A 19863-nucleotide genomic window follows, 5' to 3' on the forward strand; every position below is an offset into this window, starting at 1 on the left:
ATGAGAGGAGTATAGTAAATGAAAGTCGTAATGAGTAGAGTGGACGAGAGACTGGTGCACGGACAGGTCATCGCTTCGTGGACCAAAATTCTAAGCATTAAGAATATTTTGGTTATTGATGACGCTCTTGCAAAGGATTCCTTTATGAGTACCGTTCTTTCCATGGCGGCGCCGTCTGGAGTCAAGGTGGAGCTGATTTCAGTGGAGAAGGCTGCTGAAAAAATACAGAACGAGGGTACTGACAATGGTGTGAACACTATGCTATTGTTTAAAATTCCCGATTGTGCCCTTGCGTTGGTTGAAAAAGGCATTGTGCTCAAGGAGCTTAACGTCGGCAATATGGGGGCAGGTCCTTCCAGAAAGTCCATTACCCGCAATGTGTATGCCTCTCCCGCTGAGGTCACCATATTCCGTAAGCTGCTGGATCTAGGCGTAGATGTTTATCTGCAAATGGTGCAGCAGGAAAGTAGAGTCAGCATTGCTGGCAAGCTTTAAAGTCGTATCAACGGCGAAAGTATCCTTTCGCCTTGGAGACCACCGTACTAAGGTTGCGGTGCTTATAAGAAAGAAGGAGTTGGTATCATGCAGTTCGTTCATGCGCTGATCATCGCATTGTTGACATGGCTGGTAGCTACTGCGTTCCCCATGTGGCTGAGATGGTCTATGTACTTTGGTGCACCATTGGTGTCAGGTCTTATCAACGGCCTGTTGTTGGGAGATTTGACCTATGGTCTACAATGTGGCGGCACCATTATGATGGCTTACATTGGTTTGGTCGCCATCGGCGGTTCTCTCCCCTCAGACCTGTCTCTGGCCGGCTATCTGGGCGTTTACATGACCATGGCCTCTAACGCGGACCCTTCTGTAGGACTTCCCATCGCTGTTTCTCTTGGCTTTTTGGGTATCCTTTGCTCTAATGCTAAGATGTCTTTAAACCCAATTTGGGTACATAAGGCAGACAAATATGCTGCCGAGGGCAACACTAAGGGTGTTATCGCTATGAATCTATTCGGTTCACAGGTGGTTCCGTTTATTACCTATTTCATTCCCGCTTTCCTTTGCGTATTACTCGGTGCTCCCTTTATGGAAAAAATGCTGGCTATTGTTCCTGCTCAGGTAATCAGCATCCTCAAGCTCATCGGCTCCATGATTCCAGCCCTTGGTCTTGCTATGCTCATGAACATGATGAACAAAAAATCCACCATTCCCTTTTTCCTGATGGGTTTTGTGCTTGCCGCCTATTTAAAGCTGGATATTATTGCACTGGCTATTTTGGGTGCCGCCTTTGGTATCCTGCATCTACTTTACACTTCTGGAAGGAGGGAACAAGAGAATGTCTGATACTGTAATCACTGAGAACAAAACAAATACCGTAACTCTTGATAAAAAGACACTGCGTAAATCCTGGTGGAATTGGACCTGTTGGGGGCAGATTTGCTACAACTTTGAGCGTATGATGGGCCTAGGATTTTGTCACTCCATGATTCCTATTTTTAAAAAGCTTTATCCAAACGATAAACAAAAGCAGGCGGACGGCATGACTCGCCACCTGACCTACTACAACACCGAAAACACCTGGGGTTGCCTTATTCCCGGCATTGTTGCCGCTATGGAAGAAGAAAAGGCCAATGGTGCACCTGTGGATGACGAGACCATCAGTAACATTAAAACTGCTTTGATGGGTCCTTTAGCTGGTGTAGGCGATGCTATCACGCAGGGCATTGTTAAAGTGATTCTTTTGGCCATTGGCATTGAACTTGCCATGCAGGGTAATGCGCTTGGCCCCATTCTGTACGTTTTGTTGTTTTCTGCTTATGCACTTCTTGTTGGCTATGTCTGCTACATGACTGGTTACAAGATGGGTAAGAATGCGGTGGTGAAAATACTAAGCGGCGGCCTAATTAAAGAGATCACCGAAGGCTGCGGTGCGATGGGCATGATGGTTCTGGGCGGCTTGGTCGCCACTAAAATCAGAATAGCTACCCCATTGACGCTGACCCTTGGCGAGAAAGTAACTGAAATTCAGGCACTGCTTAACCAAATAACGCCTGCGTTGCTGCCACTATCTCTATTCTTTATTGTTTACGCGCTGCTTCGTAAGGGTGTTACCCCCATGAAAGCTATGGGCATCATTTTTGTTTCTGGTATCGTGCTTTCTCTCACCGGAATTTTAGTGTGACAAATATTAATTCTCTGCTGCCGTGCAAACACGCTTAGCAGCTTAACCTAACACAATCGGAGGTATCATTCCCATGCTCATGGAACAACACGAAAAAACATTTGGCACAAAAAAGCCTCTCATTGGCTGCCTACATATGGCTGCATTGCCCGGTAGCTACTATGAAGACCCCACAATGACCTTCCGTGACCATATCAACCGCCTAAAAGAAGATGCCAAGGTGCTGATGGCCGAAGGCTTTGATGCCTGCGTTTTTGCCAACGAAGGCGATAGGCCCTATCTTTCTACCGTTGGCCCTGAAACGGTCGCCGCCTATGTCCGCATTGCCACCGAGGTTGCCGAAACCCTTACCATTCCCTATGGTTGCGGCGTGCTCATTGACCCCATTGCCACATTGGCTGTGGCCAAGGCCATTGATGCCAAGTTTGTCAGAACCTATGTCACGGGAACTTACAACGGCCTGTTTGGATGGCAGACCTTTGACCCCGGCCAGATATTCCGTTACCAAAAGCAAATTGGTGCAGAATCGGTAAAAGTTTATACTTACTTTGAGCCTCATGCCGGAACGGCTATGGATACCCGCCCTGTGGAAAACCAGGTGGATGCAGGCTTGATGAATCTGCCCATCGCTGGTGTATTGATGGGTGGCCCTCGTGCAGGGCTGCCGCCCGAGGCTTCGGCGCTGGGCAAGGTTAAAAGCCGCTTCCCTGAAGCGCCGCTGATCCTTGGTAGCGGCGGCCGTGTGGACAACATTAAAGAGCTGCTAGGCGTTGCCGACGGTGTTATTATAGGCACCAGCATCAAGTACGACGGTGTTCTTTGGAACCAGGTTGACCCTGCCAGAGCGGCAGCTTTTGTAAAAGCTGCCCGTGCACTGTAACAGGGAGGGCCTATGTATACAATTGAAGCGGTCGTTCGGGATGAAGTGGGATTGCACGCCCGTCCTGCCAGCAAGTTTGTCAAGGTCGCTGCCCGTTTTCAAAGCGACATAAAAATCCGAAAGGAAACTGATGAATCCGACTTTAATGCTAAAAGTATCACCGCTGTTCTCCGCATGGGGGCAGTTAAAGATACTAAGGTGGTCATCACGGCTTCCGGACCGGATGAAGAAATGGCGTGTAGATCTCTTAAAGAGCAGATTGAACAACCTACCTAACTTACAAACTCATCCCCCAATATAATAAACGACCGAATTTAGATTAGTCTAAAAAGACTTTTCTAAATTCGGTCGTTGTTTGTGGCGCACTGCACTCTTAGTTAGCAAAGGGCGTTTTGTTTTTCTGGTATAACTTATAAACCACTCGCTAGGCGGTGGTTTTCGGCATAGAAAAAGGGCGTAGCCTTATGTGAGACGACGCCCTTTTGTTTGAAAACTTTAAAGAAGTCCGGCTTCCTTCATCAGTCGGATGGCAGAACTGCTGCCAAGACGGTCAGCACCAAGAGAGAGAAAGGTCAGCATATCGCGGTAAGATTTGATACCACCCGCGGCCTTTATTTTGATGCGCCCCTGCGTTTCTTTGGTAAACAATGAGACATCCGCTTCGGTGGCCCCGCCCGATGAAAAGCCGGTGGAGGTTTTGATATAATCTGCGCCGGCTTTTTCGACGATATGGCACATTTGGCGTTTTTCTTCGTCGGTCAGCAGGCAGGTTTCAATGATAACTTTTAAAATGTGATTGCCCACCACTTCTTTAACAGCACGTATTTCAGCTTCGATTGATTCGAGTTTTCCATCCTTTAAATCGCCGATAGAAATAACCATGTCGATTTCATCTGCGCCCTTTGCAACGGCGTCACGCGCCTCCAGCACCTTGGCCTCGGTCGTCATGGCACCCAGAGGAAAGCCGATGACGGTGCAAACCGGGACCTTGCCTTGCAAAATTGACACGGCTAGCGGAATGTACCGAGGGTTAATACAGACCGAGGCGGTATTGTGCTCAAGCGCTTCCTGGCAGAGCGCTTTAATCTGCGCCTCAGTGGCTTCGGGCTTTAGTAGCGTATGGTCTACGTGAGAAAGCACAGTTTTTGCGTCCATCTTAACTCCTCCCAAAAATCACAGTTGTTTCTTTTTCAGTCGAATGTCCGTACCCTCAAACGGAATGATTCGGTAGCATCCTAGTAGGCGTGAGCGGATACGTTCGCTGTATCGTACAGAAAGCTCGCTCTGTTTTAAGTTGGTGTTGATGATGGTCGCCGCACCCTGCAACTGCCGGGTGTTGATAATGTCATATAGCACCGCCGTTGAAAACGAGGTAGAAAATTCGCTGCCCAAATCATCAAGAACCAGCAACTCACAATCTAACACGGGGCTTAAATAGTCCTGGAATTCCTCGCTGGTTTTGCCAAAGCGCGCCGCTTCCAGCTTGGTCAGCAGTGTGTGAAACGGGACATACATCACGTCATAGCCTTTTTCGATGGCGGCGCAAGCGATGGCGATGGAAAGATGTGTTTTGCCCAGACCTGGTGCACCGATCATTAAGAGGCTGGGCGCAGCGCGCGAAAAGCTATCCGCATACTTGGTGCATTCCAGTAGCGTTTTGTTCATAATGACGCGATCTGACACCGGGGAGCCGTCGGTTGGCGTATCGGAGTAGTAGTGCAGTGAAAAGCTCTCAAAAGTATTATCTGTCAGCGAAGAGACGGCACCGAGGCGCTCGTACATCAGACCTTTTTGAAGCTGCCGGGCGCATTCACACAACCGGCCGTTGTCGTTGCCGGTGTCTTTGCAGATAGGGCAACTATATTGAATCTCCAATGCATTTGCCGCAAAGCCTGCGGTAGAAAGGGCATCTTTAAGCTCCTTTTGCTTCGCGAGGTTAAACTCACGTACTTTCTCCAGCTTTTGCTGTACGTTTTCACCCGAAAGCACCGCGCCGGCAATTCTGGCGGAGGTGCTGGCCATTTCACGCTCCAGCTGCAAAATATGCGGGGCTAGCCGGCTGATGCGTACTCGACGCTCGTTTAACGCCAGCTCGGCACGCTCTCGCCGATCATTTAGAATTTTTCGGCTCATTTCGGCAATTTCTTTCGGATAAGACATGCCGTCACCTCTATTCTTTCATGAATTGTTCGAGTATTTTGCGGTCGAAATCACTTTTTTCAGCACTTTGTGGTACAGCAGTGACCTTTTTGGCGGGGTTGGATTCCAATTTGGCTTGTGCTACGGTTTTGATACCTTTTTCGTTCCAACTGTGCAGGATTTTATTTAAATATCCGAATGCTAGCTTACCGGTGCGTTCCACGGTAATCTCATAGGCGTAACGAATCGTTTCGATATCCATACCCAGCGTATCACACCAGGTGGCAATATAATCTTTTTCGCGCTGGGTCAGGCCACGGTCGTTGATGCCAAAGGCAGTTTTCAGCTTGCCTTCGTTCGTGCGTTTGTGCATCAGAATGTCGATGTGGTGGTCCAGCGCGCTGTCGTCGATGCCGTCGGCAATCCACGAGGCGGCTACTTTTTCGGCATAGCCCATACTGCTTTTACCAATGGTCATACAGTAGTGCACCAGCGTCAGTATGTAATGTGCTGACAGGCCGTAAAACGAGTACAACGCCAACAGAACATCCAGATCGGCCGAGGTCAGTGGCTTACCTAGAATAGACTGCAGCTCATGCACCAGCCCTTGCAGCGTCCGGTCGTGCTCAATAAGTGCAACGGACTCTTCGCGCGGAAAATGTGGCCTGCTGCCGCTGGTGGCATTGGTTGTTGGTAGGGCACTTGTGGCGGGCAACGCAGGTTTGGCAGCCGGAGTAGGTCTTGGTTTTTCAGCAGGTTTGGCCTTGGCGGGTGTGGGCGCGCAGATTTCATCATCCTGCTGTAAAATACCGTTTTCCAGCCAGTAGTTGAGCGCGTCAGAAACCTCTGCAGCCGAAATTCCCAGTTTCGCGGAAATGCTCTGCGCATCACAGCAGTCATCTGGGGCATGTAGGAGCAGCAAAAGGCATTTGAGTGAAACGCCGCTGCAAAGCTTGATGTGGCGTTCTATCACTTGGGCCGGGACGGGGAACATCCGCCGCCAAAGAATGGGGTTTAATGCATAGGCCACAGCGGCACCTCCTTAAATTTGATAAATTTTGAATACTAAACCAATTTAGTGACGATAACGATTATAACATAGAAACCGGTAAAGCGCCATGATTATTCTGCCTATTTTAATGGGTCACGCTTGCCAATGTATCCCTAAAAGGGTATAATAATCGCATGGCGGTTGTGATATCGCTTTAATGTCCAATGGCTCGCCGCTTAGCGCGGCATGCCACCTTTTGATGGACAATTATATCACTGCGCGTTTGGCGCTTGTGGTATAAAAAGGATTATATATTAGGGGTTGAGCTTTGGGTGTTACGCTGGGATTTACACGTTCATACCGCCTGGTCAGACGGTTCGATGGCGGTATCGGAAGTGGTGGCTTTTGCGGCTCGCAGAGGGCTTCGCGGAATTGCAATTACCGATCATGATGCAATGGACATGATTGCCCCGGCGCAGCAAGCGGCAAAAACTGCTGGCATAGACATTGTTCCCGGTGTCGAGCTTTCTTGTATCAACCATGATACTGGACGCAAGGTGCATCTTCTGGTTTACTGCCCTCAGGTGCTTTCACCGTTGGAGCCGTTATTTGAAATGATGGCCGAGCGGCGGCAAAGGGTGGGCGAAGAGATGATTGACCTGTTGGTCAGACACTATCCTGTCACCCGTGAACAAGTGCTGATTCATGCCAAAAACAGTAAAACCATTAACCGTGTGCATCTGCTGCGCGCACTGCTTGAAATGGGCTATTCCGACCGGGTGTACGGTTCACTGTATCAGGCGCTTTTTGGCAAAGAAGGCGTTTGTAGGCGGCAGGTGGATTATATTGACGTCTATGAAGGGGCGAGGGCCGCTCAGGCCAGCGGTGGCGCGGTGGTTTTGGCGCATCCCGATGTGTATGACTCTTTTGACATCGGCGAACGGCTGGCAAAAGCGGGACTCATAGACGGGTTGGAATATAGCTACCCCCGACGCAACCCCGAGCATATCGGAAAACACGACCGTCTGGTGCAGGCTTATGGGCTTATCACCACTGGCGGCACCGACTTCCACGGCTTTTATACCACAACACCGAACCCCATAGGAACCTGTACAACTTCGGAATATGAGCTGGCACAGCTTCATAAACTAATAGAATTAAAGAGGAAATAAAAGACGATGAATTACGAGTTTGCGCCCAAAGGTGTCTGTTCCAAAAAAATACTTTTTGAGTTATCTGACGACGGCATTATTGAAAAAATAAAATTTATAGGTGGATGTCAGGGGAATCTTGCTGGAATTAGTAAGCTTGTTGTTGGCATGAAGGCCTTAGAGGTGATAGAACGCCTAAAGGGAACGACCTGCGGATTTAAAAAAACCTCTTGCCCCGATCAGCTCTCTTGTGCTCTGCAGGAGGCGCTGGATAAAAAATAACCAGAGGATGTGATGTTCATGCTCAGTCGCTATAACGACGACGATGTCAAGATTGCGCCGGACGACCTGTCAAAGCTGTTTGCCTCTGAAAACCCTGTTGCAGATGACAATATTGATCTGTTTTTGCATCAACGCGCCAATGGCAATACCGCTCGTGCGCGCAAGCTTGGTGTGCAGTATGTTGAAGATTTGATCGACTGCGTATGGACTCGTCCGCCCGAGGACGTCAAAAGTGAGGATTTTGATCAGCAGTTAAAATTGCTGTTTGCCTATGCTGTGCACCGCGTTGTCGAGGATCATTCTCCGAATCAGATCGTTGCCAATGCTACGTTGGGTAGCTTTTATGAACATCTTGAGGATGCCGACCAACATCTTTATGGGAAAATTAATAATAACGCAGCGTTTACACTCTATATGTACCTGCATCGTGCGGGGGATGAAAACGCTAAGTCGGTGGGTAAAACCTTCTCCGGGCTGTGCGGCGCTGGAGAGTATTCTGACTGCGTGATCATTGGCGAGAGTGCCTACGGGCGGTTCTTCGGGGCCTGCGCACAGCGCATGTTGAATGCGGGCTTTGTGGAATAGCGCCAAAATCATCTGCCGCGAAAGGGGAGAAGCAATATGAACCAAGGGGTGTTCACCGAGGGAATCGATTATGGCGGGCTGACCACCGACTATGAAATACGTATTCTGATTTGTTGGCTGCTGTATAAGATGAAAATGCCGGTTGCCTCTTCGCAGCTGAGCAGCGCATTATTGGGTGAGAATCTGGTTAATTATTTTGAGGTAACCTGTGCACTGGGCGAACTGCTGTCTTCAGGGCATTTGACCGAGGTTAAGTCTGACGGACATCAGGGCTATGTTTCGGTGACCGAGTTGGGCCGAAAGACTGCCGAAACTTTTTATAAAAGTATTCCACGCACAGTGCGTGAAAAAGCCATTGAAGCCTTAAGCCAATGTGTGTTACAGGAGCGTTTTGCAAAAGAAAATCGTGCAGAGATCGTAGAAACTAACGACGGCTTCAAGTTAGAACTCTCCCTTAACGATGTCGGAAACGATTTGATGGGTGTGTCGCTCTATGCGCCCACCCGCGAGGTTTGTGAAACGATGAAAAAGAATTTTATCTCCGACCCCACGGTGTTATATCGTGCGGTATTATCGGTGCTCATGGGAACCAAGGACAGTGCAATAGAGTTTATCGGCCATGAACCGGTGTAGTATTTTGGGCGGCTGTTGCAATGAAATTGCTGCAGCCCGCTTTTGTTTTATACTGTTATCCTTTTAAAAGGGTTAACAGCAAATATATCATCAGTTTGGGAGTGTCAAAATGTCAATCGCAAAAGTCAGGGATTATTTTAAAAAGCACGGTATAGAGGATCGTGTACTGGAGTTTGAGGTTTCGAGCGCGACGGTGGCGCTAGCAGCACAGGCATTAAACTGCGAGCCGGACCGCATTGCAAAGACACTGTCGTTCAAAATTGGCGAGGATTGCATTCTTATCGTAACAGCGGGCGGGGCGAAGATAGACAACGCCAAATATAAGGCGCAGTTTCACACCAAGGCTAAAATGCTTACCCCTGAGGAGGCGGTGACGCTGGTGGGACATGCTGTGGGCGGTGTATGTCCCTTTGGCGTCAACGACGGGGTGACAACTTATTTGGATGTTTCGCTAAAGACTTACCAGACAGTGTTTCCGGCCTGCGGCAGTGATAACAGCGCCATTGAGCTGACCATCGACGAGCTTGAGAAATATTCCAACAGCAAGGGCTGGATCGACGTTTGTAAGACACCGGCGCAATAAATTCTCAAAGTGAAAGGGCGCAGTATGGATAGCCCAAAAGCATCGATAGGGGGGATATGGATGAAAAAAGCGTTGTTCTATCTACCCTTTATAACGCTTATATTTATGAATATCTTACTTATTGATGCCTTGGGAATTGAGTTGTTCTTCGGGTCACTCTGGCTTTTGGTGCCGTTTTGGGCAAGCGGCGTGCTTTTGAGCCGCAGAAAAGTCTGGGGCAGCCTATTCGGATGTTTACCCGCCGCTTATTTTATTTATCACGGTATGTACAATTGGAAGTCAGGCCAGCTGGAAATCCAAATCAGTATTGTGCTGATAGCCTATTATCTGGTTTGCGGTGCAGCGGTGTTTTGGCAGAATTTAAAAAAGCGTTAGGGTTTAGCGCTAGTTGAACTAATTATTTGCGAGCCTAAAACATACAGAATGCTATGAATTTCAGGAGGTGAAACCTGTGAATCAAAAGCTTCTTCTGCTACCGAAATTAACTTTAATTGCCGGAGTATTCTTGGCAGGCTTAGATTATATCTATCTGCGTGTCGTTGTTTTTATGAATAGGCCGCTAGGCTCATTGTCGCTGGCGCAGGTGGAACGGATGAATGCTGTCTACTCGGTGCTGATATGGATTATCAGCATAACGGCGATCGTTATTATTGGCATGAAGGCACAAAAGCAGCTTAGCCGCGCACAAATTATCAAATCTTCCATGTTGTTGTGTGGTTATTATGTGACTTTTTTAATCTTTCAGAATGTTTTGCAAACACAGGGCGTTTATAATTTGGGGCTTCATGCGCTTTTGGTTTTGCCGGTGAGCGTTTTTTCCTTTGCCAGTGAAATTATGCTTATGATTTTTAAAACTTTTTCTTGGCTATATGTTATTCCTGCTGTCATAATGCCGCTTGTGTTTATTCTATTTGCCAAACCTGACCACCCTGCGCCTTAATGGGAACAACACGGTGGCTATATGAGATGCTGAAACATGGTTCATAAAAAGGGCGGTGAAATATTTGGAATGTACATTGCGTGCATGGCGTATAGACGATGCGGAAGATTTAGCATTGGCTATAAACAACAAAAAGGTTCTTAATAATTTACGGGATGGCTTGCCTTTTCCGTACACAACAAAGGACGCTGAGGAATATATCAGCATGATGCTAAACGCAGATAAAGATAAGGTTTATGCGTTTGCCATCACGGTGGACGACAAAGTCATTGGGAGTATTGGCATTTTTCGTCAGCAAAACATACACGGTAAAACCGCTGAAATGGGCTATTTTATTGCGGAGCCCTACTGGGGGAAGGGGCTTGGAACCTCTGCTGTCCGGCAGGTATATGATCACATTTTTAGCAAAACCGATATTATTCGAATTTTTGCCGAACCCTTTGCAAATAACGTAGCCTCCTGCCGCATTCTTGAGAAATCGGGCTTTGTGTTGGAAGGGATATTACGAAAAAATGCCGTTAAAAACGGGCGGATCCTCGATATGAAAATGTACGCGTTAATAAAAGAGTGAAATATTTCGTTTAATTTTGGAGCATAGAAAAAAGGACGGCATCGTTGCAAAACGGTGCCGTCTTTTAAAACAAAATCTAAATTATTCTACTGTTACCGATTTTGCTAGATTGCGGGGCTTGTCGATGTCACAACCTCTTAAACGGGCGGTGTAATAAGCGATTAGCTGTAGCACAGTGACAGCGACAAACGGCATGAACATGTCATCCAGCGCATCAAGCAGCAAAAGCGTGTCGGCGACATCGTGTGAGACCGATTCACCTTTTTTAGCGACCAATGTCACCACAGCACCTCTGGCTTTAACCTCCTTGATGTTTGAGAGCATCTTGGGGATCAGCTTATCCTGCGTGCACAAGGCGATGACGGGGGTACCATTGGTAACAAGTGATATGGTACCGTGCTTAAGTTCACCGGCCGCACAAGCTTCACAATGAATATACGAAATCTCCTTGAGCTTTAACGAGCCCTCACAGGCAAGCGCCCAATCTAGCCCACGGCCGAGAAAGAACAGGTTTTCGCTGCTTTCAAAGCCTTCGGCCGCGCGCTCAATGGTAGTCTGGTACGAGAAAACGTTGCGAACCGCGTCGGGGATAGCGTTGAGTGACGCGGTGAGTGATGCGGTCTCTCCCGCCGTCAAAAGACCGTTTCCGGCTGCCATAGAAAATGCGATAAGGTAAAAAACAGCGAGCTGTACCGAATAAGCCTTGGTGCTTGCCACCGAAATTTCCGGACCGGCATAGGTGAGGATGACGTGATCTGCCTCGCGTGCGATGGAGGAACCGGCCACATTGACAATCGCCAACGTCGTAACACCCAACGATTTTGCCAGCCGCAGGGCGGCAAGACTATCGGCTGTTTCGCCCGACTGAGAGACAATGATTACGAGATCGTGTTTGCCGATGATGGGAGAACGATAACGGAATTCGCTGGCCAAATCGACCTGGACCGGCACGCGCGCCAGCTTTTCGATGAGGTCACGCCCAATGAGACCGGCGTGCATCGCAGTGCCACAGGCCACAATTTTAATTTGCGAAAAGCGAGAAAAGAAGTCCTCGGGAAGATGGTCGTGCGCAAAACAGGGCAGACCATTTTTAATTCTGGGGGCCAACGTATGGCGCAGCGCGTCGGGCTGCTCGTGAATTTCCTTGAGCATAAAATGCTCGTAGCCTTCCTTTTGGGCTTGGTCAACGCTCCAATTGACGGTTTGCACCACTTTTTGGCACTCGTTACCGTCCAAGTCGAAAACGCGGATGCTGTCAGGGTTTAGCATGGCGATTTCGCCTTCATCCAGCACAAAATAGCGATTGGTATAGCCGATGACCGCCGTGATGTCCGAAGCGAGGAAATTTTCGCCGTCTCCGGGTGCTGCAATCAGCGGGCCGTCTTTGCGCACTGCAAACAGCGTGTCGGGATGGTCAGAGAACATAATGACAAAGGCGTATGCGCCCTCAATTTTAAGAAGTGCTTCCCGAATGGCGTCTATCGGGTCGCCGTGGTAGCAGTAGTCAAGATAGCAGGCGGCTATCTCGGTGTCGGTCTGAGACAAAAAGGTATAGCCCTGATCCAGCAGCGCGGATTTTAGCTCGAGATAATTTTCGATAATGCCGTTATGTACCAACATAACGCGCTCGGTACCATGGGGATGGGCGTTTTCGTCTGTGGGGCCGCCGTGCGTTGCCCAGCGCGTGTGACCCATGCCGCAGGTACCACGCAAGGTTTGCTGTTCCAGCGCTGCCTTCAAATTATCCAGCCGGCCCTCTCGTTTAACGGTGACAAAAGCACTGTTTTCGTTCACAAGAATACCGGCGGAATCATACCCGCGGTACTCCAAACGGCTCAGCCCATCCAGCAGCACGTCGCTGGCGCGGCGATGCCCGGAATATCCTATAATTCCACACATAGAAAAAACTCCTATATTTATATATTAAGATGTCAAATTTTCAGTCCTTGTGCAGTCGGATTTGTCCCGCAGGTTACCCCGCGTCTTTGTCGCCTGCCTTACATTCCCAAGGAGGGGAACGGAGAAGCATCCGCCGAATTTTCGATAACTTCTCTCCTCGTCTTCCGTCCGGCTATATTTGGACGGAACTGGCGCTTTTTAGGCTTTTTCTTTTTTAGGTATCACCCCTTACTTAATTTATTTACTTTGGCTTGACTATCACCTCCCTGACAATGATTTACAGCTATTATGGCACAAAAGTCACAAAACTGCAACCGGATTTATAAAGATGCCCTGCAATTTATTGTCTTGCAGGGCATCTTTATACGACAAAACAAGTTTTGGTTATGCCTAACCCATATTATTCAAATAGGGCTGCCTAGATGCCTGTCATCTGAGTATATTGACCAGCGTGCCTAGATTTTCGATAGAGACCGAAACCTGATCGCCAGACCTTAACCATTTTTGTTTTTCTTGCGGATATCCGAGGATGACCCCGCTTGGTGTTCCTGTGAAAATGATGTCACCGGGCTTTAAAGTCATGTATTGAGAAGCGTAGCTAATAATGGATGCACAATCAAAAATCATATGACTAGTATTGGAGGACTGGCGAACCTCTCCGTTGACCTCACACTGAATATGTAGGTGATTGGGATCAATCTCATCAGCTGTCACGATATAAGGCCCCACAGGCGCAAAATTATCACAGGTTTTGCCCAGCAGCCACTGTGGCGTTCTAAATTGCAGATCGCGCGCAGATAGATCGTTTCCGACAGAGTAGCCGAAAACATAGGAGAGTGCTTCTTCCTTAGATACATTAAAGGCTTCTTTACCCATAATAACAACTAGCTCGGCTTCATAATCAAATTTCTCGGCTGTTTTGGGCAGATGAATGACCTGATTGTGCGCAGCCAGAGCGTTATTAAATTTGCTGAACAATATGGGATGAGAGGGAAGCTCAAAATTACACTCATTGCCATGTTCGGTATAGTTAACGCCGACACACAATATTTTTTCTGGATTGGTGACACAGGGCGCATAGGTGATATTTTCCTCCCGCAGTGTAAAGAGTGCTTCTTTCACAAGCTGTTCCAACGCACGTAGGCCGCTTTCACCGCTTGCAATTACCTGTTCAATTGTGGGTGGTGTTGCCAAAGTACCGTTGATGCCCAAATTTTTTACAGGAATAATTCCGTATTCGCTCTTAATCGCTAAACAGATCTGATTGCCCTCTTTGTAGTTGAGTAATTTCATAATCACACCATCCTTGCCTTACGTCCATTATGTTTTTCGTGGTGGCAAACGGCATAGTACTGCCATTCAATGCTGTCAGGTCGTCTGGTTAAACCAAATTACTGCGCGCCATTGGCAGCATATGTCCACCTTCCTCACCGAGATGAGCCGTCGCTTTCATGCTGCTATTACTATACAATATTGAGTTGGTTCAATCAATAAAGATTAAAGATGCAAGTAAAATCAATAAGGATAATTACAAACGCCCAGTAATGGCATCTTATGCCGGAACAATTGTTTTTGACACCAAAATAAAATCAAAACGGCAGTATAAAACCCTCGGTGGGTGTTATACTGCCGTTTTTATAAAGTGAAATTTATTTTGGAACCGCCATGCCAAGCATCAGTTTGGCGCATTTATATACGTCGCCGCAGCCAAGCGTCAGAACCAAGTCGTTTTCCTGTGCATTGGCCAGCACATATTCAGCGATTTCGTCAAAGGTTTCAAACCATACACTGCCCGGAATTTTAACTGCGAGATCTTCGGTGGTGATGCCGTAGGTGTTTACCTCACGGCCGCCCATGATGGCCGACATCACAACATGGTCGGCAATCGGCAACACCTTTGCGAACTCGTCGAGCAGCATGGCGGTGCGGGAGAAGGTGAACGGCTGAAATACCGCCCAGACGCTGTTATAGTCCAATGACTTTGCGGCTTTTAGCGTTGCAGCCAGTTCGGCTGGGTGGTGGGCGTAGTCATCGGCGATCGTAACGCCGTTTATCGTGCCCAAAATTTCAAAACGTCGGTGCGCACCGGTAAAGGCCGAAAGCCCTTCCGCCAGCTTTTCGGGCTTGGCGCCTGCTTCCAGTGCAGCGGCACAGGCAGCCAAGGCGTTAAGCACATTGTGCTGGCCGGGGATGTTCAGCTGCAAAGCGGTGAGCTTTTTTCCGTTTTTAATCAGGTCAAAATCGCAGCGCGAACCGTTTTTCCATGTGATGTTTTCGGCATAATAGGTGTTTTTATCCGACAGGCCGAAGCTGATGAGTTGTTTGTCAATGCCTTCAACCGCCTTACGAGAATTTTCGTCGTCGCCGTTATAGATGACGATGCGCGAAGTCAATTCACAGAAGCGGCGAAACGATCGAATGATGTTATCCAGCGTTTTAAAATAATCTAGGTGATCAGAGTCGATGTTCAAAACGACGGCAATATCGGGCGAGAGGTGCAAAAAGGTGTCGACAAACTCACAGGCCTCCACCACCATGTTCTGTGAAAGCCCCGCTCGGCCACTGCCGCCGATGGCGTTGACCTTGCCACCGATAACTGCCGAAGGATCAAGGTTTGATGCCAGCATCAGATAGGTGATCATCGAAGTGGTGGTTGTCTTGCCGTGGGTACCCGAAACACACACGCAGTTATTATAGCGGCGTGTAAGCAGCCCGAGCATCTCGCTGCGCTCAATAACCGGAATGCCGCGTTCCCTGGCGGCGACCAGCTCGACATTATCCTGCATGATGGCGGCGGAATACACCACTGCATCAGCGGTTTGAACATTGGCAGCGTCGTGGCCAATTGTGACATGTACCCCCATGGCGCGCTCCTGGTCGATCGTATCGCCTGGGTTGTTGTCGGATCCCGAGATGCTATGTCCCTGTGCCAGTAAAATCTGCACAAGGGGGAACATGCCGGAGCCACCTACGCCGATAAAGTGCAGGTTGTGGTATTGCTTCAAGTTTTCTTCTGTAATAATGGGCATCGCTGCCACCTCCAAAAATCTTTGCTGATCTGTACTCAAATTAGTTTGAGAACAGGATGGGATGGTTTTCAATCATAATTGTGGGCGGGGGAGAATCCTCGTAATCCACCACCGCTGATTTTAAAATGATTTTTATATAACACTAAAATTATAGCACGCAGCCAAAATAAAGTGAATAAATATTTTCCAATCTGCTGATAATAGCGGTGACAGGAGGGACAAAAATGAAGATTACCGACATCCGAATCAGAAGAATATACGAAGAAAGCCGATTGCGCGCGCTGGTATCCCTAACGCTGGGCGATGATTTTGCCATACACGACATCAAGGTTATAGACGGGCCAGAACGCCTGTTTGTCGCAATGCCCAGTCGCCGGGACGAGCAGGGCAATTTCAGGGATATCTGTCATCCCATCACGAGCGAGGCGCGACGAGAGCTGGAGGAGAAAATCCTCAAAGAATATTACACACATATCGAGACGATAGAAAAGCGGGAACATGCCCCTGACCACGCCACCGAAAACTGATTTGCACCAATTTTGAATTTCCCCCATAAGATGAATTATTCTCATCATATGGGGGTATTTTTATGAAAAAACAGCAATTAATAGATGACGAACCGATAACCGGTGCAGATGAACAGGTGCGACAACTGCTGCGTATTGCACGGCTGGAATCGGATCGGCCGCTTCAGGGCTGCAAAGCGCTGGTGTTTGGTGCCAGTGCACAAGCGCAGGGACTGTATGAGGCATTGAAGCGGCGGTGTACAGCGGTACGCATGGCGACTTCGGTCGCTGAGCTGCAAGAAGATGACGGGCGGTTTGAGTTGGCAATTATTCTCGAGCCGATTTCGCACCGCGTACTCGAAAATCTGATGGCGCCGGGCGGCGTAGCCATCGACGCCAACGTGCAGCGCAGCGGGGAATGGGTCATGTATGATAAATCGCTGAGTTTTAAACGTATACGGGTGTTATCTCTGCTGGGGCGGCCCACCAATAATCCATGAGAAACACAGCGATTTTGCGGCGCAAATCATGCGGAATGATGCCGAACTTTACCAAAATGCTTGCATTTAGACTTCAATTGAATCATTTTAAAGCAATTTGATGCAGGTTATTCATATTTAAGTTGCATTTGCTTGATTTTTCGCCAATATCTGCTATACTGTACCTATAAAACAGGAGGTGCGTTTTGTGCATAAAGACTTGATAAGTTTAATTACAAATATGATGCCAAAGCTTTCAAAGGGACAAAAGCAGATTGCTCGATATATTGTAGAACATTATGATAAAGCCGCTTTCATGACCGCTGCAAGACTGGGGCAGGCAGTCGGCGTTAGCGAGTCGACGGTGGTTCGCTTTGCCTCGGAGCTAGGATACGACGGCTATCCGCAGTTGCAGCGCTCTCTACAGGAGTTGATACGCAACCGCCTGACCACTGTTCAGCGCATGGAGCTGACCGGTACGCAGCTTGGCGAAGCTGATATTCTTAACCGCGTGCTGACGATGGATATTGATAAAATCCGCCGCACGCTGGAAGAGGTTTCTCGCGAGGAGTTTGCGGCGACGGTCGACGCGCTTTTGACCGCACACACCATTTACATCCTCGGCATCCGGTCCTCGGCATCTCTGGCAAGTTTTCTGGCATTTTATTTTAATCATGTCTTTGACAACGTACGTCTTGTAACTTCGGCTTCGACTTCAGATGTGTTCGAACAGCTTTTAAACCTTGGCAAGGGCGACGTTTTTATTGGAATCAGCTTCCCGCGTTACAGTAAGCGCACGCTGGCCGCCATGAAGTTTGCTCAAGAGCGCGAAGCCACCACCATATCTATTACCGATTCCAGTCTTTCGCCCATTGCAGAACTGGCAGATTTGCATTTGTATGCGCGTAGCGAGATGGCGTCGTTTGTCGACTCGCTTGTCGCGCCGCTGTCATTGCTAAACGCCTTAATCATCGCAGTCGGCATCAAGCGCAGAGAGGAGACCAGCCGCGCTTACTCCGAGCTTGAACGCATTTGGGAGCGCTATGAGGTTTACACCAAGGCTGATGATAACGATCGCTAATGAATGAGAAATATGATTTTATTGTTGTGGGTGCGGGCGCTGCCGGTTTGATGGCGGCGGGGCAGGCGGCGTCAATGGGCGCCCGTGTGTTGATGCTGGACAAGAATGCACGCGTAGGGCGCAAAATTATGATCACTGGTAAAGGCCGCTGCAATGTAACAAACAACTGCAGCCGAGATCGCCTCATCGAGTCGATGCGCCGCAATCCACGCTTTTTATATAGCGCCTTTGATGCATTTACCTCACAGGATGTCATGCAGTTTTTTGAGGAGTGCGGTGTGCCGCTTAAAACGGAAAGAGGTGCGCGGGTGTTTCCGCAGTCGGACAAGGCAGTCGACATTGTCGATGCGCTGGCCGGCTTTGCAAGAAAAAACGGCGTCGTGTTCCGCCAAAATCGCGTGATCGCACTGCATTGTGAAGATGGACAGGTCACCGGCGTCCAGACGGCGGATGGCGCGCACTATAACGCTGGCGCGGTGTTGTTGGCCACCGGCGGTAAAAGCTATCCGCTCACCGGTTCGACCGGAGACGGCTACAGCCTGGCTCAATCGGCAGGGCATACCATTATGCCGATTGCGCCGTCGCTCACCGCTATTGTTACGTCGGATAAGTGGTGCGCCGAACTGATGGGCCTTTCGCTTAAAAACGTGACACTGACAGTTAAAAAGGGCAAAAAGCAGTCCGTTTCAGAAATTGGCGAGCTGATGTTTACCCATTTTGGCATTTCCGGGCCGCTGGTGCTGACCGCTTCCAGCGAGATTGAGGGGGATGCCTCCGGTTATACCATGACCATTGATCTGAAACCCGGGCTGGATATGCAACAGCTCGATAGTCGCTTACTGCGCGATTTTTCCGAGATGAAAAACCGTGCCTTTAAAAACGCGCTCGACCGTCTGTTGCCCAAGGGCCTGATTCCGATTGTCATTTTGCAATCGGGAATCGACGGAGAAACACAGATTAACGCCATCACAAAAGTGCAACGACACAAGCTTTGTGAAACGCTTAAGGCTTTTGCAATTCGGCCGGTTTCGCTGCGGCCGATCGAAGAGGCGGTTGTTACCCGCGGTGGTGTTAAGGTGACCGAGGTGCAGCCTAAAACCATGGAATCAAAGCTGGTGCGGGGTTTGTACATTGCAGGTGAACTGTTGGATGTGGACGCCGTCACAGGCGGTTTTAACCTGCAGATTGCCTTTTCAACAGGTTATCTTGCGGGAGTTTCCGCCGCGACACAGATTGCGGCGGTAAAAGAGGGGAATTATTGAATGAATAAGACAATTGCCATCGCGATTGATGGCCCGTCAGCGGCCGGAAAAAGTACGATTGCACGCAGCCTGGCGGAAAAGCTAGGGTTTATTTATGTTGATACCGGCGCACTATACCGGTCTATCGGTTATTATGCACATCATCGCGTTGCGGACACCACCGACGCGGCACAGGTGGTACCGTTATTGCCTGAGATCAACATTGAGATGAAATATGTTGATGGGTTGCAGCGTATGCTGTTAAATGGCGAGGATGTCACCGAAGGCATACGCCTACCGGAGATGTCGATGGCAGCCTCCAACGTGTCGGCCATTCCGGCGGTGCGCAGTTTTTTATTGGACTTGCAGCGCGACCTTGCCAAGGCTCACAATGTTGTGATGGATGGCCGGGATATCGGTACCGTGGTGCTGCCCGACGCCCAAATTAAATTTTTCCTGACGGCAACACCACAGGCGCGTGCGCGCCGTCGCTTTTTGGAATATCAGCAAAAAGGGCAGACTGTGGATTTTGAAACGATTTTAGCCGAAACCAAACAACGTGATTATAACGATTCTCACCGTGCGACTGCACCGCTGTGTCAGGCGGATGATGCAGTTTTGATAGACAGCACCGACTTAACATTGCAGCAGACACTTGAACGAATGACCGCCACTATTGAGGAGCGACTTTAAG

Annotated in this window: 24 protein-coding genes; 18 read left to right on the forward strand and 6 right to left on the reverse strand. The window is 48.9% G+C overall.

Annotated elements, in window-relative coordinates; all coding sequences use genetic code 11:
* Window positions 1-18: 18 nt before the first annotated feature.
* The 5 genes from RBH76_01125 (at window position 19) to RBH76_01145 (ending at window position 3335) form a co-directional block, all read left to right on the forward strand.
* Complete coding sequence (locus RBH76_01125) at window positions 19-495, forward strand: PTS sugar transporter subunit IIB (protein WMJ84053.1); 477 nt, start codon at window positions 19-21, stop codon at window positions 493-495.
* 87 nt (window positions 496-582) lie between these two features.
* Window positions 583-1341, forward strand: coding sequence for a PTS sugar transporter subunit IIC (locus tag RBH76_01130; GenBank protein WMJ84054.1), 759 nt, complete (start codon window positions 583-585; stop codon window positions 1339-1341).
* Window positions 1334-2179 (forward strand): PTS system mannose/fructose/sorbose family transporter subunit IID, encoded by an 846-nt coding sequence (locus RBH76_01135; GenBank protein WMJ84055.1) that lies wholly within the window; start codon window positions 1334-1336, stop codon window positions 2177-2179. The genes RBH76_01130 and RBH76_01135 overlap by 8 nt, the downstream gene beginning before the upstream one ends.
* A gap of 73 nt (window positions 2180-2252) precedes the next feature.
* Window positions 2253-3059 (forward strand): BtpA/SgcQ family protein, encoded by an 807-nt coding sequence (locus tag RBH76_01140; protein ID WMJ84056.1) that lies wholly within the window; start codon window positions 2253-2255, stop codon window positions 3057-3059.
* Between the two features lie 12 nt (window positions 3060-3071).
* Window positions 3072-3335, forward strand: a complete 264-nt coding sequence (locus tag RBH76_01145) for an HPr family phosphocarrier protein (protein WMJ84057.1) — start codon at window positions 3072-3074, stop codon at window positions 3333-3335.
* Window positions 3336-3554: 219 nt separating this feature from the next.
* Here the strand turns inward: RBH76_01145 and deoC are convergent, their stop codons facing one another.
* From deoC to RBH76_01160, 3 genes are read right to left on the reverse strand one after another with little or no spacing between them, the layout of a single operon-like run.
* Window positions 3555-4214 (reverse strand): deoxyribose-phosphate aldolase, encoded by a 660-nt coding sequence (deoC, locus tag RBH76_01150; protein ID WMJ84058.1) that lies wholly within the window; start codon window positions 4212-4214, stop codon window positions 3555-3557.
* An 18-nt stretch (window positions 4215-4232) separates the two neighbouring features.
* On the reverse strand, window positions 4233-5219 hold the full coding sequence (locus RBH76_01155) for an ATP-binding protein (GenBank protein WMJ84059.1): 987 nt from the start codon (window positions 5217-5219) through the stop codon (window positions 4233-4235).
* Window positions 5220-5229: 10 nt separating this feature from the next.
* On the reverse strand, window positions 5230-6228 hold the full coding sequence (locus tag RBH76_01160; protein WMJ84060.1) for a DnaD domain protein: 999 nt from the start codon (window positions 6226-6228) through the stop codon (window positions 5230-5232).
* Between the two features lie 293 nt (window positions 6229-6521).
* On the opposite strand from RBH76_01160, the gene RBH76_01165 reads away from it, so the two are divergent.
* The 8 genes from RBH76_01165 (at window position 6522) to RBH76_01200 (ending at window position 10934) form a co-directional block, all read left to right on the forward strand.
* Window positions 6522-7361 carry a PHP domain-containing protein gene (locus RBH76_01165; GenBank protein WMJ84061.1) on the forward strand — a complete coding sequence of 280 codons (840 nt, stop codon included), beginning with the start codon at window positions 6522-6524 and terminating at the stop codon, window positions 7359-7361.
* Window positions 7362-7367: 6 nt separating this feature from the next.
* Complete coding sequence (locus tag RBH76_01170) at window positions 7368-7622, forward strand: TIGR03905 family TSCPD domain-containing protein (GenBank protein WMJ84062.1); 255 nt, start codon at window positions 7368-7370, stop codon at window positions 7620-7622.
* A gap of 18 nt (window positions 7623-7640) precedes the next feature.
* Window positions 7641-8207, forward strand: a complete 567-nt coding sequence (locus tag RBH76_01175) for a hypothetical protein (protein ID WMJ84063.1) — start codon at window positions 7641-7643, stop codon at window positions 8205-8207.
* Window positions 8208-8243: 36 nt separating this feature from the next.
* A complete protein-coding gene (locus RBH76_01180) occupies window positions 8244-8840 on the forward strand; it encodes a DUF4364 family protein (protein ID WMJ84064.1) in 597 nt (198 codons plus the stop codon).
* A gap of 109 nt (window positions 8841-8949) precedes the next feature.
* Entirely contained in the window at window positions 8950-9423 is a 474-nt protein-coding gene (locus RBH76_01185; GenBank protein WMJ84065.1) for a YbaK/EbsC family protein, read from the forward strand.
* Window positions 9424-9483: 60 nt separating this feature from the next.
* Window positions 9484-9798: a hypothetical protein gene (locus tag RBH76_01190; GenBank protein WMJ84066.1), complete on the forward strand. Its 315-nt coding sequence runs from the start codon at window positions 9484-9486 to the stop codon at window positions 9796-9798.
* Window positions 9799-9874: 76 nt separating this feature from the next.
* Complete coding sequence (locus RBH76_01195) at window positions 9875-10363, forward strand: hypothetical protein (GenBank protein WMJ84067.1); 489 nt, start codon at window positions 9875-9877, stop codon at window positions 10361-10363.
* A 64-nt stretch (window positions 10364-10427) separates the two neighbouring features.
* A complete protein-coding gene (locus RBH76_01200; protein ID WMJ84068.1) occupies window positions 10428-10934 on the forward strand; it encodes a GNAT family protein in 507 nt (168 codons plus the stop codon).
* 81 nt (window positions 10935-11015) lie between these two features.
* Here RBH76_01200 and glmS read toward each other — a convergent pair whose 3' ends face one another.
* The 3 genes from glmS to murC all read right to left on the reverse strand — a co-directional run bounded on the left by glmS (window position 11016) and on the right by murC (window position 15862).
* Window positions 11016-12833, reverse strand: a complete 1818-nt coding sequence (gene glmS / locus RBH76_01205) for a glutamine--fructose-6-phosphate transaminase (isomerizing) (GenBank protein ID WMJ84069.1) — start codon at window positions 12831-12833, stop codon at window positions 11016-11018.
* A gap of 429 nt (window positions 12834-13262) precedes the next feature.
* Window positions 13263-14126 carry a fumarylacetoacetate hydrolase family protein gene (locus tag RBH76_01210; GenBank protein ID WMJ84070.1) on the reverse strand — a complete coding sequence of 288 codons (864 nt, stop codon included), beginning with the start codon at window positions 14124-14126 and terminating at the stop codon, window positions 13263-13265.
* Between the two features lie 356 nt (window positions 14127-14482).
* A complete protein-coding gene (murC, locus tag RBH76_01215) occupies window positions 14483-15862 on the reverse strand; it encodes a UDP-N-acetylmuramate--L-alanine ligase (GenBank protein ID WMJ84071.1) in 1380 nt (459 codons plus the stop codon).
* Between the two features lie 224 nt (window positions 15863-16086).
* Between murC and spoVG the strand changes: the two genes are divergently transcribed.
* From spoVG to cmk, 5 genes are all read left to right on the forward strand, one after another.
* The gene (gene spoVG / locus RBH76_01220; GenBank protein WMJ84072.1) at window positions 16087-16389 is read left to right on the forward strand and encodes a septation regulator SpoVG; all 303 of its coding nucleotides are present in this window, start codon (window positions 16087-16089) and stop codon (window positions 16387-16389) included.
* Window positions 16390-16451: 62 nt separating this feature from the next.
* Window positions 16452-16868, forward strand: coding sequence for a hypothetical protein (locus tag RBH76_01225; GenBank protein ID WMJ84073.1), 417 nt, complete (start codon window positions 16452-16454; stop codon window positions 16866-16868).
* Window positions 16869-17055: 187 nt separating this feature from the next.
* On the forward strand, window positions 17056-17928 hold the full coding sequence (locus tag RBH76_01230) for a MurR/RpiR family transcriptional regulator (protein ID WMJ84074.1): 873 nt from the start codon (window positions 17056-17058) through the stop codon (window positions 17926-17928).
* Complete coding sequence (locus tag RBH76_01235) at window positions 17928-19190, forward strand: NAD(P)/FAD-dependent oxidoreductase (GenBank protein ID WMJ84075.1); 1263 nt, start codon at window positions 17928-17930, stop codon at window positions 19188-19190. The genes RBH76_01230 and RBH76_01235 overlap by 1 nt, the downstream gene beginning before the upstream one ends.
* Entirely contained in the window at window positions 19191-19862 is a 672-nt protein-coding gene (gene cmk / locus RBH76_01240) for a (d)CMP kinase (protein WMJ84076.1), read from the forward strand.
* Window position 19863: the final 1 nt, after the last annotated feature.

This window comes from Oscillospiraceae bacterium MB24-C1, from assembly GCA_030913685.1.
Taxonomy (GTDB): Bacteria; Bacillota; Clostridia; order Oscillospirales; family Ruminococcaceae; genus Yanshouia.

What these genes read in the sequence shown, in the direction of transcription:
- glmS (WMJ84069.1), bottom strand. Translation starts at nt 12,833, where the DNA reads ATGTGTGGAATTATAGGATATTCCGGGCATCGCCGCGCCAGCGACGTG.
- RBH76_01170 (WMJ84062.1), top strand. Translation starts at nt 7,368, where the DNA reads ATGAATTACGAGTTTGCGCCCAAAGGTGTCTGTTCCAAAAAAATACTT.
- deoC (WMJ84058.1), bottom strand. Translation starts at nt 4,214, where the DNA reads ATGGACGCAAAAACTGTGCTTTCTCACGTAGACCATACGCTACTAAAG.
- RBH76_01145 (WMJ84057.1), top strand. Translation starts at nt 3,072, where the DNA reads ATGTATACAATTGAAGCGGTCGTTCGGGATGAAGTGGGATTGCACGCC.
- cmk (WMJ84076.1), top strand. Translation starts at nt 19,191, where the DNA reads ATGAATAAGACAATTGCCATCGCGATTGATGGCCCGTCAGCGGCCGGA.
- RBH76_01190 (WMJ84066.1), top strand. Translation starts at nt 9,484, where the DNA reads ATGAAAAAAGCGTTGTTCTATCTACCCTTTATAACGCTTATATTTATG.
- RBH76_01185 (WMJ84065.1), top strand. Translation starts at nt 8,950, where the DNA reads ATGTCAATCGCAAAAGTCAGGGATTATTTTAAAAAGCACGGTATAGAG.
- murC (WMJ84071.1), bottom strand. Translation starts at nt 15,862, where the DNA reads ATGCCCATTATTACAGAAGAAAACTTGAAGCAATACCACAACCTGCAC.
- RBH76_01180 (WMJ84064.1), top strand. Translation starts at nt 8,244, where the DNA reads ATGAACCAAGGGGTGTTCACCGAGGGAATCGATTATGGCGGGCTGACC.
- RBH76_01125 (WMJ84053.1), top strand. Translation starts at nt 19, where the DNA reads ATGAAAGTCGTAATGAGTAGAGTGGACGAGAGACTGGTGCACGGACAG.
- spoVG (WMJ84072.1), top strand. Translation starts at nt 16,087, where the DNA reads ATGAAGATTACCGACATCCGAATCAGAAGAATATACGAAGAAAGCCGA.
- RBH76_01135 (WMJ84055.1), top strand. Translation starts at nt 1,334, where the DNA reads ATGTCTGATACTGTAATCACTGAGAACAAAACAAATACCGTAACTCTT.
- RBH76_01210 (WMJ84070.1), bottom strand. Translation starts at nt 14,126, where the DNA reads ATGAAATTACTCAACTACAAAGAGGGCAATCAGATCTGTTTAGCGATT.
- RBH76_01140 (WMJ84056.1), top strand. Translation starts at nt 2,253, where the DNA reads ATGCTCATGGAACAACACGAAAAAACATTTGGCACAAAAAAGCCTCTC.
- RBH76_01235 (WMJ84075.1), top strand. Translation starts at nt 17,928, where the DNA reads ATGAATGAGAAATATGATTTTATTGTTGTGGGTGCGGGCGCTGCCGGT.
- RBH76_01155 (WMJ84059.1), bottom strand. Translation starts at nt 5,219, where the DNA reads ATGTCTTATCCGAAAGAAATTGCCGAAATGAGCCGAAAAATTCTAAAT.
- RBH76_01175 (WMJ84063.1), top strand. Translation starts at nt 7,641, where the DNA reads ATGCTCAGTCGCTATAACGACGACGATGTCAAGATTGCGCCGGACGAC.
- RBH76_01225 (WMJ84073.1), top strand. Translation starts at nt 16,452, where the DNA reads ATGAAAAAACAGCAATTAATAGATGACGAACCGATAACCGGTGCAGAT.
- RBH76_01130 (WMJ84054.1), top strand. Translation starts at nt 583, where the DNA reads ATGCAGTTCGTTCATGCGCTGATCATCGCATTGTTGACATGGCTGGTA.